The organism is Serratia sp. S4, assembly GCF_000347995.1.
In the GTDB taxonomy this organism is placed as follows: Bacteria; Pseudomonadota; Gammaproteobacteria; order Enterobacterales; family Enterobacteriaceae; genus Serratia; species Serratia quinivorans.
Genome location: NZ_KB661120.1, coordinates 3,953,314 through 3,968,336 on the forward strand (window position 1 = coordinate 3,953,314; position 15,023 = coordinate 3,968,336).

The 15,023-nt window shown below is 56.8% G+C and carries 14 protein-coding genes; 2 read left to right on the forward strand and 12 right to left on the reverse strand.

Annotated elements, in window-relative coordinates; all coding sequences use genetic code 11:
- Positions 1 to 20 precede the first annotated feature (20 nt).
- Positions 21 to 1,082: a M4 family metallopeptidase gene (locus SERS4_RS0119130; protein WP_017893680.1), complete on the forward strand. Its 1,062-nt coding sequence runs from the start codon at positions 21 to 23 to the stop codon at positions 1,080 to 1,082.
- Positions 1,082 to 1,423, forward strand: a complete 342-nt coding sequence (locus SERS4_RS0119135; RefSeq protein WP_017893681.1) for a protealysin inhibitor emfourin — start codon at positions 1,082 to 1,084, stop codon at positions 1,421 to 1,423. Before SERS4_RS0119130 ends, SERS4_RS0119135 begins: the two co-directional genes overlap by 1 nt.
- A 4-nt stretch (positions 1,424 to 1,427) precedes the next feature.
- Here SERS4_RS0119135 and SERS4_RS0119140 read toward each other — a convergent pair whose 3' ends face one another.
- The 12 genes from SERS4_RS0119140 to pbpC all read right to left on the reverse strand — a co-directional run bounded on the left by SERS4_RS0119140 (position 1,428) and on the right by pbpC (position 14,970).
- Positions 1,428 to 1,649, reverse strand: a complete 222-nt coding sequence (locus tag SERS4_RS0119140; RefSeq protein ID WP_017893682.1) for a zinc ribbon domain-containing protein — start codon at positions 1,647 to 1,649, stop codon at positions 1,428 to 1,430.
- A 13-nt stretch (positions 1,650 to 1,662) separates the two neighbouring features.
- Positions 1,663 to 2,619: an AEC family transporter gene (locus SERS4_RS0119145; protein ID WP_012146312.1), complete on the reverse strand. Its 957-nt coding sequence runs from the start codon at positions 2,617 to 2,619 to the stop codon at positions 1,663 to 1,665.
- 102 nt (positions 2,620 to 2,721) lie between these two features.
- Complete coding sequence (gene der / locus SERS4_RS0119150; RefSeq protein ID WP_012146313.1) at positions 2,722 to 4,206, reverse strand: ribosome biogenesis GTPase Der; 1,485 nt, start codon at positions 4,204 to 4,206, stop codon at positions 2,722 to 2,724.
- Positions 4,207 to 4,336: 130 nt separating this feature from the next.
- Positions 4,337 to 5,518 (reverse strand): outer membrane protein assembly factor BamB, encoded by a 1,182-nt coding sequence (bamB, locus tag SERS4_RS0119155; protein WP_017893684.1) that lies wholly within the window; start codon positions 5,516 to 5,518, stop codon positions 4,337 to 4,339.
- A gap of 11 nt (positions 5,519 to 5,529) precedes the next feature.
- Complete coding sequence (locus SERS4_RS0119160; RefSeq protein ID WP_012146315.1) at positions 5,530 to 6,150, reverse strand: YfgM family protein; 621 nt, start codon at positions 6,148 to 6,150, stop codon at positions 5,530 to 5,532.
- A 13-nt stretch (positions 6,151 to 6,163) separates the two neighbouring features.
- Complete coding sequence (gene hisS / locus SERS4_RS0119165; protein WP_017893685.1) at positions 6,164 to 7,438, reverse strand: histidine--tRNA ligase; 1,275 nt, start codon at positions 7,436 to 7,438, stop codon at positions 6,164 to 6,166.
- 138 nt (positions 7,439 to 7,576) lie between these two features.
- On the reverse strand, positions 7,577 to 8,698 hold the full coding sequence (gene ispG, locus SERS4_RS0119170) for a flavodoxin-dependent (E)-4-hydroxy-3-methylbut-2-enyl-diphosphate synthase (protein WP_012146317.1): 1,122 nt from the start codon (positions 8,696 to 8,698) through the stop codon (positions 7,577 to 7,579).
- A 47-nt stretch (positions 8,699 to 8,745) separates the two neighbouring features.
- Positions 8,746 to 9,717, reverse strand: coding sequence for a cytoskeleton protein RodZ (gene rodZ, locus SERS4_RS0119175; RefSeq protein ID WP_017893686.1), 972 nt, complete (start codon positions 9,715 to 9,717; stop codon positions 8,746 to 8,748).
- Positions 9,707 to 10,456: a type IV pilus biogenesis/stability protein PilW gene (gene pilW / locus SERS4_RS0119180; RefSeq protein WP_017893687.1), complete on the reverse strand. Its 750-nt coding sequence runs from the start codon at positions 10,454 to 10,456 to the stop codon at positions 9,707 to 9,709. The genes rodZ and pilW overlap by 11 nt, the downstream gene beginning before the upstream one ends.
- An 87-nt stretch (positions 10,457 to 10,543) precedes the next feature.
- Complete coding sequence (locus SERS4_RS0119185; protein ID WP_012146320.1) at positions 10,544 to 11,740, reverse strand: bifunctional tRNA (adenosine(37)-C2)-methyltransferase TrmG/ribosomal RNA large subunit methyltransferase RlmN; 1,197 nt, start codon at positions 11,738 to 11,740, stop codon at positions 10,544 to 10,546.
- A 298-nt stretch (positions 11,741 to 12,038) separates the two neighbouring features.
- Positions 12,039 to 12,464, reverse strand: a complete 426-nt coding sequence (ndk, locus tag SERS4_RS0119190; protein WP_012146321.1) for a nucleoside-diphosphate kinase — start codon at positions 12,462 to 12,464, stop codon at positions 12,039 to 12,041.
- 181 nt (positions 12,465 to 12,645) lie between these two features.
- Positions 12,646 to 14,970, reverse strand: a complete 2,325-nt coding sequence (pbpC, locus tag SERS4_RS0119195; protein WP_017893688.1) for a peptidoglycan glycosyltransferase PbpC — start codon at positions 14,968 to 14,970, stop codon at positions 12,646 to 12,648.
- Positions 14,971 to 15,023: the final 53 nt, after the last annotated feature.

A 15,023-nucleotide genomic window follows, 5' to 3' on the forward strand; every position in this document is an offset into this window, starting at 1 on the left:
TTTATTCAAGGAGAGCCACTATGCCGACCCTGACAGCGCGTTCGGTCATTCCCCCTTATATGCTGCGTCGGATCATTGAGCACGGCAGCCTGCCGCAGCGCGACTGCGCATTACACACCCTGAACCACGTTCAAAGCCTGCTCGGCAACAAGCCGTTACGCGCCCCCGGGGCGAAAACCTCGACCGGTGGCGAAGTCATCCGCGATATTTTTGATGCCGAAAACGGCACCCAACTGCCCGGCAAACAGGTACGTAATGAGGGCCAGGCCAGTAATCATGACGTGGCGGTGGATGAAGCCTATGACTACCTCGGCGTCACCTATGATTTCTTCTGGCAGGCATTCAAACGCAACTCGCTGGACAACCGGGGCCTGCCGCTGACCGGCAGCGTGCATTACGGCAAGGAATACCAGAACGCCTTTTGGAACGGCCAGCAAATGGTCTTCGGCGACGGTGACGGCGAAATTTTTAACCGCTTTACCATCGCCATTGACGTGGTTGGCCACGAACTGGCACACGGCGTCACCGAAAGCGAGGCCGGACTAATTTACTTCCAACAGGCCGGTGCGCTGAATGAGTCGCTGTCTGACGTGTTCGGTTCTCTGGTCAAACAGTTCCACCTCAAGCAAACCGCGGATAAGGCCGACTGGCTGATTGGCGAAGGCCTGCTGGCGAAAGGCATTAATGGCAAGGGCCTGCGTTCGATGTCGGCACCCGGTACCGCCTACGACGATCCGCTGCTGGGGAAAGATCCGCAGCCTGCCGACATGAAAGACTACATTCAGACCAAAGAGGATAACGGCGGCGTCCACCTCAACTCCGGCATTCCCAACCGCGCCTTCTATCTGGCGGCCACGGCTCTGGGCGGCTTTGCCTGGGAGAAAGCCGGTTACATCTGGTACGACACGCTTTGCGACAAGACACTGCCGCAGGACGCTGACTTCGCCACCTTTGCCCGTACCACGGTGAAACATGCCAAACAGCGCTTCGACAGTAAAGTGGCGGATAAGGTACAGCAGGCCTGGCAACAGGTAGGGGTGGATAAGGTACAGCAGGCCTGGCAACAGGTAGGGGTGGCGTAATGAAACCCTTGCCGGCACTCAATCAGGACACGGTCATTGAGCTGGCGCGTGAAGGCGGCTTCGCCTTTATTCCCAAACTGGCGGGCCAGCGGCGCATTGCGCTGGCCGACATTACGCCAGAACAACGGCAGCGCCTGAATCAACTATTGAACCAGACGCTGCCCTACGCCCAGGAAGAGGGGCAACCGGACTCTCCCGGCTGCGGTGACCAACGTTATTTTCGCGTGCAGATCAGCTACTACAGCCAAACTTTACGCAGCGAAATCGTACTGCTGATCCCGGAAACCAGCGCCCCGCAGGCGTTGATCGACCTGTGGAAAACCGGTCAGGTGGATGAGTGAACGCTTACAACGGCTGATAACTGAATAAAACCCGCTTTTTGGATATCAACCCATGGCCGTTCTGGCACAGGTAGTCCACCGCTCCGCAGGCCTTGAGTTCTTGTAATGGCTGCCCACAATCCGGGCAGTGGGCCAACTGCTGATAATCGCTGTTACAGGCGGTGCAATGGTAGTGACCATTCACCCACTCCATCGTTTGATCGCATTGTGGACACTGCGCTTCCATAGTCACTCCCTGGTTAAATCACGCCCCATGAGCGTAAGAAATAGATGCCCAACGCGGTAGTGAAAAACGAGCCGACGGTGGTGATGGCGATAATATTCGCCGCCAGCGTGGCGTTTCCCCCCATCGCACGCGTCATCACATAGCTGCCAGAAGCCGTTGGCGTGGCCGAGAACAGGAAAATAATCCCCAACGCCGCGCCGTGAAAACCGCACAGCCAGCCACTCAGCGTCATTATCACTGGCACGACAAACAGCTTGGCCGAAGAGGACAGCGCCGCCACGTTGGACGAACGAAACATGGCGCGCAGGTCTAAACTGGCGCCGGTGCACAGCAAGGCCAGTGGCAACGACAGTGCGGAGATATAGCTGCCGGTCTGCCGGATCACCTGAGGTATTCCCAGACCGGTCTGCGCATAAGCCAGTCCGCACACCAGGCCGATAATCAGCGGATTGGTGACAATACTGCGCAACAGCGACAAACGGCTGATCCTCTTGCCCTGCCCGCCCTGCAGGCTACGCGTGAGGGTGATCACTGACAGTATGTTAAACAGGATCACCGTCACCGTCAGGTACAGTGACCCTAACGCCACGCCCTCACTGCCGTAAGCAGTCATGGCATAGGCCAGGCCGACAATGGCGGTATTGGCACGGAAGCCCCCCTGCACAAAGACACCGCGCTCACGTGGCTCTTTAACCAGCCAGATAGCCGCCACTTCCAGCAGCAGGAAGGTGACCACGGTGCCAATAGCGCCAAAGATTACCAGCGGCAGGTTGCCCAGCAACTGCGGGTGGTTGGTGGCGATGCTGAAGAACAACAAACAGGGCAGCGCCAGGTTAAACACCAGCTTGGTGGCTCCATCAATAAAACGGTCGTCCATCAAGCGCCAGTGGCGCAGCAATATGCCCAGCAACATCATTAACAGATTGGGTACGGTGACGTTGAATGCAAAACTCCAGGTTTCCCAGGACATGATGTTCCTTCAGGCTAACGGCGGTAATAGTCAGATAATAAAACGATTTCGATCCAATAAAAAAGGGGCGCGGTAGTGATACCGCGCCCCTCATTCTTATGATTAGCCTTTCTTCAGGTGGCTCATCAGACGTTTACGCTTGCGCATCTGGTTCGGCGTCAGCAGGTTGCGCTTACCGGCGAACGGGTTCTCACCCTCTTTGAACTGGATGCGGATCGGCGTACCCATAACCTTCAGAGAACGACGGAAGTAGTTCATCAGGTAGCGTTTGTACGAATCGGACAGATCGGTCACCTGGTTGCCGTGGATCACCACAATCGGCGGGTTATACCCACCGGCGTGCGCATATTTCAGCTTCACGCGGCGGCCACGTACCAACGGCGGTTGGTGATCGTCGGCAGCCATCTGCATGATTTTGGTCAGCATTGAGGTGTTCACGCGGCGGGTCGCACACTCGTAAGCTTCCAGTACCGACACGAACAAGTTGCCAACGCCGCTACCATGCAGGGCAGAGATAAAGTGAATGCGGGCAAAATCGACAAAGCCCAGACGCAGATCGAGCATCTCTTTCACGTGATCGCGATCTTCCTCGCTCATGCCGTCCCACTTGTTGACGACAATCACCAGTGAGCGCCCACTATTGAGGATAAAGCCGAGCAGCGAGAGATCCTGATCGGAAATGCCTTCGCGTGCATCCACGACCAGCAACACCACGTTAGCGTCTTCAATCGCCTGCAGGGTTTTGATTACCGAGAACTTCTCTACGGTTTCCGTAACCTTGCCGCGCTTACGTACCCCGGCGGTATCGATCAGCACGTATTCGCGCTCGTCGCGGACCATCGGGATATAGATGCTGTCACGGGTCGTGCCCGGCATGTCGTAGACCACGACACGATCTTCGCCGAGAATGCGGTTAGTCAGTGTGGACTTACCTACGTTAGGACGACCCACGATAGCCAGCTTGATTGGCAGATCCTGCGGGTTGAAGTCGTCTTCCGGCTCTTCTTCTGCGCCTTCGAGGGTTTCACCTTCTTGCTCGGCCCAATAAGCGGCGTTAGCCTCTTCTTCGGTCAGCTCGACTTCTTCCGGCTTTTCACCGACAAACGGCACCAGTACGTGCTCGATCAACTGCGCTACGCCACGACCGTGGGAAGCCGCGATCGGATGCACGTCGCCCAGGCCCAGCGAATAGAAATCGGCGGCGGCCATGTCTGGATCCATACCGTCGGTTTTGTTGGCGACCAGAAAGGTGGCTTTCTGACGGTTGCGCAGATGCTGGGCAATGCCCAGATCGGCCGGCATCAGACCGGCGCGAGCATCGACCATAAACAGCACGATGTCTGCTTCTTCGATCGCCAGCAGCGACTGACCGGCCATGCGTGTTTCAACGCCATCTTCGGTGCCGTCAATGCCCCCGGTATCGACGATAATAAATTCATTACCCTCAACCTCAGCACGACCATACTTGCGGTCTCGCGTTAGCCCGGGGAAATCCGCCACCAGCGCATCGCGCGTATGGGTTAAACGGTTAAACAAGGTGGATTTACCCACATTCGGGCGCCCTACTAGCGCGACGACAGGTATCATTGTGAAGCCTCATTACTTAATAATCAATGCGTTACTACACTTTGGATAGACACCAGGAGTGCAGCTTATAAAAATACGAAACGGCCCCTGAACATTCAGGAGCCGTTGGCAATCCGTGCGACGATCGGCGTTAGCGGGTGAAAGCGTAAACTTTTCCGCCCTTCGCCTGGATGACCAGCTTATCGCCAGCTACCACCGGCGCAGACAGGAAGCCGGAGCTATCCACTTCCTGCTGAGCAACAAAACGGCCGTCCGTGGTGTTGATCCAGTGCAGGTAACCTTCAGAGTCACCGGTCACCAGGAAACCATTGTACATCACCGGCGGAGTCAGGTTGCGGTGCAGCAAATCGCTCTGCGTCCATACGGTCACGCCACCTTCGGTGCTCAACGCCACCACGCGATCGTTCTGATCGATAAGGTAGATGCGACCTGCATCAACGATAAAGTCGTTCACCGAGCCCAGTTCACGCTTCCACATGATCTGGCCGGAACGCAGATCCAGCGCCGTCAGGTTGCCATTGTAACCTAATGCGTAGACAACGCCCTCAACAATCACCGGCGTAGTGTCGACATCGTTCAAACGATCGATTTCGGTCGCGCCGCTTGGCTGGGAAATACGTTGTTGCCAAATCAACTGACCTTGCTGCATCAGCACGGCATTGACGCGACCGTTATCACCGCCAACAATGGCTGCGCCAAAGGCAACGGCCGGTGCGGACTCACCGCGCAACGACAGTGAAGGCATGTCCAGGTTAACCGTCCACTTCACCGCGCCGTCAGATTCGTTCAGCGCCTGCAGCAAACCGTTGGAGGTGTGGATCAGTACCATACCGTCGCTGATCACCGGGCGTGAAATCGCTTCGCCGGCCACCTTGGTCTGCCAGGCTACTGTACCGTCTGAGGTATTCAGCGCGTAAACCACGGCTTTCTCACTGCCGACATAAGCCTTGTCGCCCGCGACCGCCATACCGCCCGACAGCAGTGCCGGCAGGTTGCTGGACAGGAAGCCGGTTTTCTCAGAGAGATCAACCTTCCACTTTTCGTTACCGTTATCGGCATCCAGTGCTTTCACGATGCCATGACGATCGGCTGCGTAAATAGTGTTGTCCTGGAAAGCAGGACGCAGATGAGAGTAGAACTCACCAACACCGTCACCGACCGAGGTACTCCACGCCTTGTTCGGCGTGAACTGATTTTCAACTTTCGGCAGCGGCGACATGGTAACCACGTCTTCTTCACTGTTGAACAGTGAGCAACCACTCAGCAAGGCAACGGAAACCAGTCCGACCAAGAGTGTTTTACGCAATTGCATGGGAATTCCCCTTAGCTGGACAAGTTATTCAATTTCATGCGCAGCAGAACCTGCAGCGCCTGAGAAGCGTTAGACTCAATGCCTTTACTGTAAGCTTCACGTGCACCTTTGGTGTCACCCTTAGCCAACAACACGTCGCCGCGCGTATCTTGCGCCATCGCCGCCCAGCCTTCGCCTTTCACGCCATCCAGCGTTTTCAGCGCGTCATCCAGCTTTTTCTCCTGCAGCTGGACACGTGCCAGACGCAGGTTAATCATCGAAAGCATGTTTTCGTCTTTGGTCTGGCCCTGAGCCAACACCAGTTGTTGGCTCGCTTTGGCAAACTCATTCTGCTCAACAAAATGCTTCGCCAGCTCCAGGGAGGCCAGCACGCCATAGCTGTTGCTGTTGGCCTGGGCAAACTTCTCCGCGGCGGCTACATCGTCCGGCTTACCGCTAGCCAGACGATCGCTGGCTTCCTGATAGGACTGGGACGCAACCATCATGTTGGAGTTTTCGTGGCTCTGCCAGTAACGCCAGCCGACCAGGGCACCAATTCCGAGCACCACGCCCACTGCCAGCGCTTTGCCATTTTCGGCAAAGAACCGACGCACGGCGTCGACTTGTTCGTTTTCAGTGGTATAGACTTCCACGGTGTCCTTCTCCTTAACCTAACATCAGAGCCAGGCGCACTGCGACTTCGCTTTGCGCCAGCGTTTCTTGTTCACCACTGCGCAGGTCCTTAACCACCACCTGCTGGGCTGCGACTTCGTTCTCACCCAGGATCAAGGCGACGCGCGCGCCCCACTTATCCGCACGGGTGATCTGCTTCTTAAAGTTACCACCGCCGTAGTTGGTCATCAGTTTGAGCTGTGGCGCCGCATCACGCACGCGCTCCGCCAGCTGCATTGCTGCACTCTGAGTACCGGCACCGGAGGAGATCACATACACGTCGATGGTCGCCGCGGCCTTGAACTCTGGGTTAACCGCCTGAACCAGCAACACCAGGCGCTCCAGGCCCATGGCGAAACCGACCGCCGGCGTTGCACGCCCGCCCAGTTGCTCTACCAGGCCGTCATAACGACCACCGGCACACACCGTACCCTGAGCGCCCAGACTGGTGGTCACCCATTCGAATACCGTGCGGTTGTAGTAGTCCAGACCGCGCACCAGGCGTTCATTGATGGTATATGGGATGCCTGCCTGCGCCAAAAGTTCACACAGACCTTCGAAGTGGGCTTTGGAATCTGCATCCAGATACTCGGACAGGCGTGGCGCGTCGTTCAACAACGCCTGCACTTCCGGGTTTTTCGAGTCCAGTACTCGCAGCGGGTTGCTGTACATACGGCGTTTGCAATCTTCGTCCAGCTTCTCTTGATGCTGTTCCAGGAAGGCCACCAGAGCATCGCGGTAGTTGGCGCGCGCTTCCAGTGAACCGATGGAGTTCAGCTCCAGCTTGACGTGCTCGGCGATCCCCAGCGCTTTCCACCAGCGGGCGCTCAGCAGGATCAGCTCAGCGTCAATATCCGGGCCCTGCAGGCCAAACACTTCGGCCCCCAGTTGATGGAACTGGCGATAGCGGCCTTTTTGCGGGCGCTCGTAGCGGAACATCGGACCGACGTACCACAGACGCTGCTCCTGATTGTACAGCAGACCATGTTCGATGCCGGCGCGAACGCAACCAGCCGTGCCTTCCGGACGCAGCGTCAGGCTTTCGCCGTTGCGATCGTCGAAGGTATACATCTCTTTTTCCACGACATCGGTCACTTCGCCGATCGCGCGTTTGAATAACGGGGTCTGCTCTACAATCGGCAAGCGGATTTCGCTGTAACCGTAGCCGCTAAGCACCTGCTTGAGGATGCCTTCAATACGCTGCCATAATGCCGTTTCTTCCGGCAGGTAGTCGTTCATGCCGCGAATGGCTTGAATGTTCTTTGCCACGTGAGTTCTCTGTCCGTTGTCTATAAAAATGAACCCGATTATAGGGACTTTGCCGCCCCGTATTCAACGCGAATACCGAGTTCTGCTCCCGGGTTCATAAACAAGCGGGCTAAAAAGCCCGCCGTATCGGTGTAATGCTTATTTTTCCAGCAGGTTGACCGCGATGCGATTGCTTTCATCCATCATCGACGCCTTGGCGCGAATTTTGGCTTCCAGCTGGTCAATCATCTGCTCGTTGTCGAAACGTTCTTTCTGGCGCACACCATCTTCGTAGAAACCGCTCTTTTTATGGCCACCGGTAACGCCGAGCGTGGAAACCAACGCTTCGCCCGGGCCATTGACCACACAGCCGATAATCGAAATGTCCATCGGCGTGATGATGTCTTCCAGACGCTGTTCCAACGCGTTGACCGTTCCGATAACGTCAAATTCCTGACGTGAACAGGTCGGGCACGCGATAAAGTTAATGCCGCGAGCGCGGATGCGCAGCGATTTCAGAATGTCGAAACCGACCTTAACTTCTTCCACCGGATCGGCTGCCAATGAGATGCGCAGAGTATCGCCAATGCCTTCCGACAGCAGCAGCCCCAAACCAATCGCCGACTTCACTGAACCACTGCGTGCGCCACCGGCTTCGGTGATGCCCAGATGCAACGGCTGATCGATACGCGCAGCCAACAGACGATAGGATTGCACCGCCAGGAACACATCGGAGGCTTTAACGCTCACTTTGAACTGATCGAAGTTGAGACGATCAAGGATATCAACGTGGCGCATGGCGGATTCGAGTAGCGCTTCCGGCGTAGGCTCACCGTATTTTTCCTGGATGTCTTTTTCCAGCGAACCACCATTCACCCCGATACGGATTGGGATATTTTTATCGCGCGCGCAGTCTACGACTGAACGGATACGCGACTCGTTACCGATATTGCCCGGATTGATACGCAGGCAGTCTACGCCATACTCGGCAACCTGCAGCGCGATACGGTAATCGAAGTGGATATCGGCGACCAGCGGCACGTTAACCTGCTGCTTGATCAGTTTGAACGCCTCGGCGGCATCCATGGTGGGGACTGAAACGCGGACGATATCAACGCCCACGCGCTCCAGCGCTTTGATCTGATTAACCGTTGCTTCAACATCAGTGGTACGGGTGTTAGTCATCGACTGCACGGCAATCGGCGCACCATCACCAATAGGCACATTGCCGACGTAAATTCGCGTTGATTTTCGACGGATGATGGGCGATTGGTTATGCATTACTTACTCTCCATTGTTGCCCTGACTTAACGACAATGGCCGCGCAATTACTGCGCGGCAACGGTCAGACGAGCAACACGGTTTGACTTAACAAACCGGCTTAAATCAACCGGCTTACCTTGATATTGAATCTGTACTGCAGCCGGGGCGCCAATGGTCAGTTTGTACGGCGCGGTACCCGCCAGGCTCAACTTGCCGCCGCTTTTCTGGCTGCCGCTGTACAACGTTTTACCGTTGGCATCACTCACCTGCAACCAACAATCGGCGGAGAACTCCATAACCAGCGCGTTAGGATCAACAGCCGGGGCAGTCACGCCCGCGTCGGCAGTTGGTAACGGCGCAGTTGGAGCCGCAGGCGTGGTCTCAGGCAGCGTCGTCTGGCTTGGTGAAACCACCGCAGGCTGCTGCGCGGTTGCACTGCCGCTAACGGTCGGAGTCTGAGACTGCTGTGGAGCAACGCCGGTATCTACCGGCGTGGAACCATTGTCAGCCAGAGGCGCGCTGTTGTCGGCATTGCTGTCGGTCAACGGCACTGACTGGCCTTCATTGTTTTGTGAAAGCTGCGCAGAGGATTGATCGGCCATGGTGACGATCTCTTCCTGCTGGGCCTTGTGGTTTTGCCACCACCAGGCGCCGGTCAGGCCAACCACCACGAAAACGATCAGCCAGGTGAAGCTCATCAGCCAGCCATCGCGTTTTTTGCGGCGCTTGCCCAATGAAAAACTCTGCATTGGTGCAACTTTCGCAACCTTCAACGGAGCCTGCTTGGCCAGCATCGGCAGCAGTTCATCCTCTGGCAAACGCACCAGCTTGGCGTAGGAACGGATATAACCCCGCACGAAGGTTGAAGCCAAATCTGCGGACAGATTGTCTTCTTCGATATCGCGCACGGTAGACATTTTGAGGCACAGGCGTTCTGCAACGGCCTGTTGACTCAACCCGAGTTGTTCACGGGCCTGACGCAGACGTTCGCCTGTCGTCATTGATACAGTTTTATCTTGGGAGGCTTCAGTATTCATTAGCTAAGAACTGCTGGTACTGTTTGGATTGTGGAAAACTTCGCGATAACTGCTTGCCATAGCGTTGCACGCTATCCTGGCGCCCGGCTAACGCGGCGAAACGAATCTGTAACCATAAGCTGTCGGCGCTAGCCGGCAGAACATGCTGATAACTATCGAGTAAAAGTTGCGACTGTGCGCGCTTCCCTTCTCCAAATTGCTTTTCTGCCTCCACCAACAGTGGAGTGCCTTTGTCCGGATCGATCTTCATGGCACGCGTTAACAAGGTACGTGCTTCATCGTTCTGTCCGGCCTTGAGAAAACAGTAACCTGCGTTTTCCAGGCTGTCGGCAACCTGACCGTAATCCGGTGCTACTGCCGCAGCGCTAAACTGCTGTTGTGCCGGTACATACTGCCCTAAACTGCAAAGAAACGCACCGTAATTATTCAGCACGGTGCCATTGTTCGGCGCAAGTTTGAGCGCTTGCTGATAACGCTGTTCGGCCGCGCTATTTTCGCCCATCCGCTGCTCATAAAGCGCCATGCCCAATTGGGTACGGTAATCCTGTGGGGCAGCGTCTGCCGCTTTCTCCAGATTCTGTCGCGCGGCGGGTAAATCGCCCTGCTTGAGATATTCCAGACCCAGTTGCAAACGCGTCTGGCCCGCTTGTGACTGCGCGTCTTTTTCTTCCGGCGTTGAACCGGAACAGCCGGCCAATAAACCAGCCGCCAGCAACGTTCCCCACAGAGTCAGCTTCATGCCTGCATTCATTTCCTTGTCTGATGTCACCTTGACGTCCATTCACATAACAGACTGTAAGATAACAAAAAAATCATGCTATAGGATTCAGACCGCACGTACAGAGATAGGTTCCCCGGCCATTTTCTTTTTCAGGGTACGCTTGGTACGGTCGATCACTTCACCCGCCAGTTGCCCGCAGGCGGCATCGATATCATCACCACGGGTTTTACGAACAATAGTCGTAAAGCCGTATTCCATCAACACTTTGGAAAAACGATCCACCCGGCTGTTGGAGCTGCGGCCGTAAGGTGCCCCCGGGAACGGGTTCCATGGGATCAGGTTGATCTTGCATGGCGTGTCCTTCAGGACTTCTGCCAGCTGGTGCGCGTCGTCGGTGCTGTCGTTGATGTGGTCCAGCATCACGTATTCAACCGTTACCCGCCCCTGGTTGGCATTGGATTTTGCCAGGTAGCGACGTACCGCCGCCAGGAAGGTCTCGATATTGTATTTACGGTTGATCGGCACGATGTCGTCGCGGATCTTGTCGTTCGGCGCATGCAGCGAGATTGCCAGTGCAACGTCGATCATATCGCCCAACTTGTCCAGTGCCGGCACCACGCCGGAAGTAGACAGGGTCACACGACGCTTGGACAGGCCAAAACCGAAGTCGTCCAGCATGATTTCCATCGCCGGTACCACGTTGTTCAGGTTGAGCAACGGCTCACCCATGCCCATCATCACCACGTTGGTGATCGGACGTTCGCCGGTCACTTTCAGCGCACCGATAATTTTCGCCGCACGCCAAACCTGACCAATGATTTCCGACACGCGCAGGTTGCGGTTAAAGCCTTGCTGCGCGGTCGAACAGAATTTGCATTCCAGTGCACAACCCACCTGGGAAGAGACACACAGGGTCGCACGGTCGCCGTCTGGGATATACACGGTTTCGACCTGCTGATCGCCCACTTTGATCGCCCATTTAATGGTGCCATCGGCTGAGCGTTGTTCTTCCGCCACTTCTGGCGCACGGATCTCGGCGACGCTCTGCAATTTATTGCGCAGGACCTTGTTAATGTCGGTCATCTGCTCAAAGTCATCGCAGCAATAGTGGTACATCCACTTCATGACCTGATCGGCACGGAAGGGTTTCTCGCCCATTTTGGCGAAAAACTCACGCAGTTGCTGACGGTTCAAATCCAGCAGGTTAATTTTGGCCACAGCCGGTTGTTCCGCGTTAACGGATTGAGTAGTCAGCGAATTATTTTCAGACACGATGTGCTCGGACGTGATGGGTTCTAACATAATTGATCTCTGGCCTCGTTGTTACACGTTACGGCGCGAAAGAGTGGAAAGTAAGTGCGTCGTTCAACCCGCATAAATTGCGGTGACGGCGCTAAAAGCGCGCCCCTGACAAGAAGCCTCATCAGGGGCGCGGCATTGTACAAATTTTAGTAGCAGCTTTCCACGTCTGAAAGACATTCAGGGCATTTTTATTGTTTCAGCCGATGAATGAAAAATTCGAGTAGCGGCGCTGCATGCTGCGCCTGAGCCAATCGGGGCGAATATATCGCCCCCTACAGCTTGAAAGGCGACGAGCAAATTAACGTGAGCAGATTTCGCTCTCATTAAAGAAATACGCGATTTCGCGCTGTGCAGATTCTACTGCGTCAGAACCGTGTACGGCGTTGGCAGTGAAGCTGTCCGCGTAGTCAGCACGCAGGGTGCCGGCCAGTGCGTTGTCCGGGTTGGTTGCGCCCATGATGTCACGGTTACGCTGTACTGCGTTTTCTGCTTCCAGAACCTGAACCACGATCGGGCCAGAGGTCATGAACTCAACCAGGCCATCGAAGAATGGGCGGCCTTTGTGCTCAGCGTAGAAGCCTTCGGCTTGTTCGCGAGTCAGACGCAGCATTTTGGATGCGATGATTTTGAAACCGGCACGCTCAAAGCGAGCATAGATTGCGCCGATGTCGTTGTTAGCTACAGCGTTTGGTTTAATGATGGAAAAGGTACGTTCTACGGTCATGATGGCCTCTGTATAACTTCCAAAACAGGCCGGTCTGCAAACAGGGTGCCGGCCTTCTCAAGTGGCGCAGATTATATGTGTGCTGCCAACGCTTGCCTACGGGAAAATCAACATTTCATTAAAAAATCATTATCTTTATTCTTCACTTTGCGGCCCAGAGCACAGGTTATGAAAACTTACCTTAATCGAGGTTAAATTCGCGCAATGCCACCTGACCGCTCTCATCCAGCACGCTGAGCTGATAGCGACCAGGTTGTGTCAGCGTCTGTAGCAGCGACTCCCCTTCCCCCACCAACTGGCCGTTGAGGAACCACCAGCGCTGTCCGCCGCCGCCCTGGACGCTGACCCGCAAATCCAGCGTATTATTGCCCGGCAGGCGACGCAGTATCGCGCCGTCACGCACGCCCAGCATTAACAATGGCGGTGCTTCTTGCTGCTGCAACGGCGGGCACTGCGGATCAATAGCCGGCAAGCGCTGTGCACGGCGCTCCGCCGGAGGCAACCAGGGCTCCAGCGGCGTAGGCCATAGCGCCAGCCGACGCGGCGTCGCCCCCGGGCAATCCGCTGCAACCCGCAATCCACGCGCGTTCAACCACATCAGCGGCTGGCTGCCCAGCACGCTTTCCTGACCCGGTGCGGGCAGCGTCGGCGGAATAGTCCCGTCGAGAGTCCAGCTCAGACGTCTTTGGCGGCAATTGCTGTCCCCCGCGGGCAGTGGCTGCCCGCCCGGCCAGCAAATCACCGCACGGCTGACGCTGGCGGGGCGCGGATCGGCCGGAATGCCTTCCCCACGCTGGCGTAAAGAGGTCAGCAACAGGTTATTGACCTGGTTAAGCAGCGGCACCGCGGTAGCAAAACCGAACTGCCCGGCCACCGGAGTACCGTCCGGTCGCCCCACCCAAATGCCTATCGTATAGCGCGCATTAACGCCGATGGCCCAGGCGTCGCGGTAGCCGTAACTGGTGCCGGTCTTCCACGCCAGTGGCACACTGGCAGGCAATGCATCATCCGGCAATGGACGTGCCTCTCCCGCCAATATTCGCCGTACAATCCAGGCGGCGCCCGGCGACATGAACTGGCGATCGTAAATCCCTTGCTGAGGCGTAAAGCGCAGCGGTGCCACCCGGCCCTGACGAGCCAGCGCGCTGAATCCGGCCACCAATTGATCCAGCCGGGCACCGGCCCCGCCCAGGATCAGCGCCAGGCTGGGTTCGGCGTGTGCCGGCAGCCGCAGTTCAACCCCCACGTTACGGAGATTGGCGGCAAAGCGCTTCGGCCCGTAGGCTTCCAGCAACTGGACCGCCGGCAGGTTGAGTGAACGCGACAACGCTTCACTGGCGCTGACCGGGCCGTGGAAACCGGTATCAAAATTACCGGGCCGATAATCCCCAAAACGGCGCGGTACGTCCTGCAACAGCGATTCGGCGTGGATCAGGCCGTCGTCCAGCGCCAAACCATACAAAAAGGGTTTTAACGTCGAGCCCGGCGAACGCCAGGCAGCCACCATGTCGACATGGCCAAAACGGCTGTTATCGTTCAAATCCAGCGAGCCCAGGTAGGCACGTACTTTCATATTGGTGTGATCAACCACCAATACGCCAACCGAGGTTTTTTCCGGCAGTTGACTCTTCCAGCCGCGAGCCAGTTCTTCCAGCCGCCGCTGCAAGGTAGCGTCCAGCGTGGTGGTCACCACCTGGCTACGATTGCCCTGTGTCATGCGCCTTGCCAGTAACGGGGCCAACTGCGGTACCTGGCGCGGGGCCAGCCACAACGCTTCCTGCCGGATTTCGGCCACCTGTGGTGCCGGCCAAACCTGATAATACGCCAGGCGTTCCAGCACCTTGTCACGCGCAGCCTGCGCCCGTTCCGGGTAGCGGTCCGGCCGCAAACGGCTGGGAGCCTGCGGCAACACTGCCAGCAACGCCGCCTCACCACGCGTCAGCGCCGAAGGCGGTTTGCCCAAATAAGTCCAGCTGGCCGCGCCAATCCCCTGTAGCGTGCCGCCGTAAGGTGCCCGGTTAAGGTAGATTTCAAGGATTTGATCCTTCGACAGATGCCATTCCAACTGGGCGGTACGCCACACCTGGCGTAACTTGCCGGCCAGAGTGCGTGGATGGGGATCAATCAGGCGCGCTACCTGCATCGACAGCGTGCTGCCGCCGGAAACGATCTGCCCGTTGCGCAGGTCCTGCCAGGCGGCACGGGCCAGCGACAATGGATTGATGCCGGGGTGCCGATAAAACCAACGGTCTTCATAGGTCAGCAGCGCCTGCAAATAATAGGGTGAGACCTGCTGCAGACTGACCGGATAGCGCCATACGCCGTCACTGTCCGCATAGCGCCACAGCGGGGTACCGTCTTCCGCCACCACCACTCGTGCCATCTCGGCATCTTTCAGCGGCAACGGCCACAGCCGGTCCGCCAACCACAGCAAAACGGGCGGCAGCAAAATAGCCAGCAGCCAGATGGCTGCCCGGCGACGTAAATGAGTAAGAAGTCGATTCATCAGGAAGGTATCACCCCTTTGCCCCGCCACCGGCTAAATCACCGGGGCGGGGC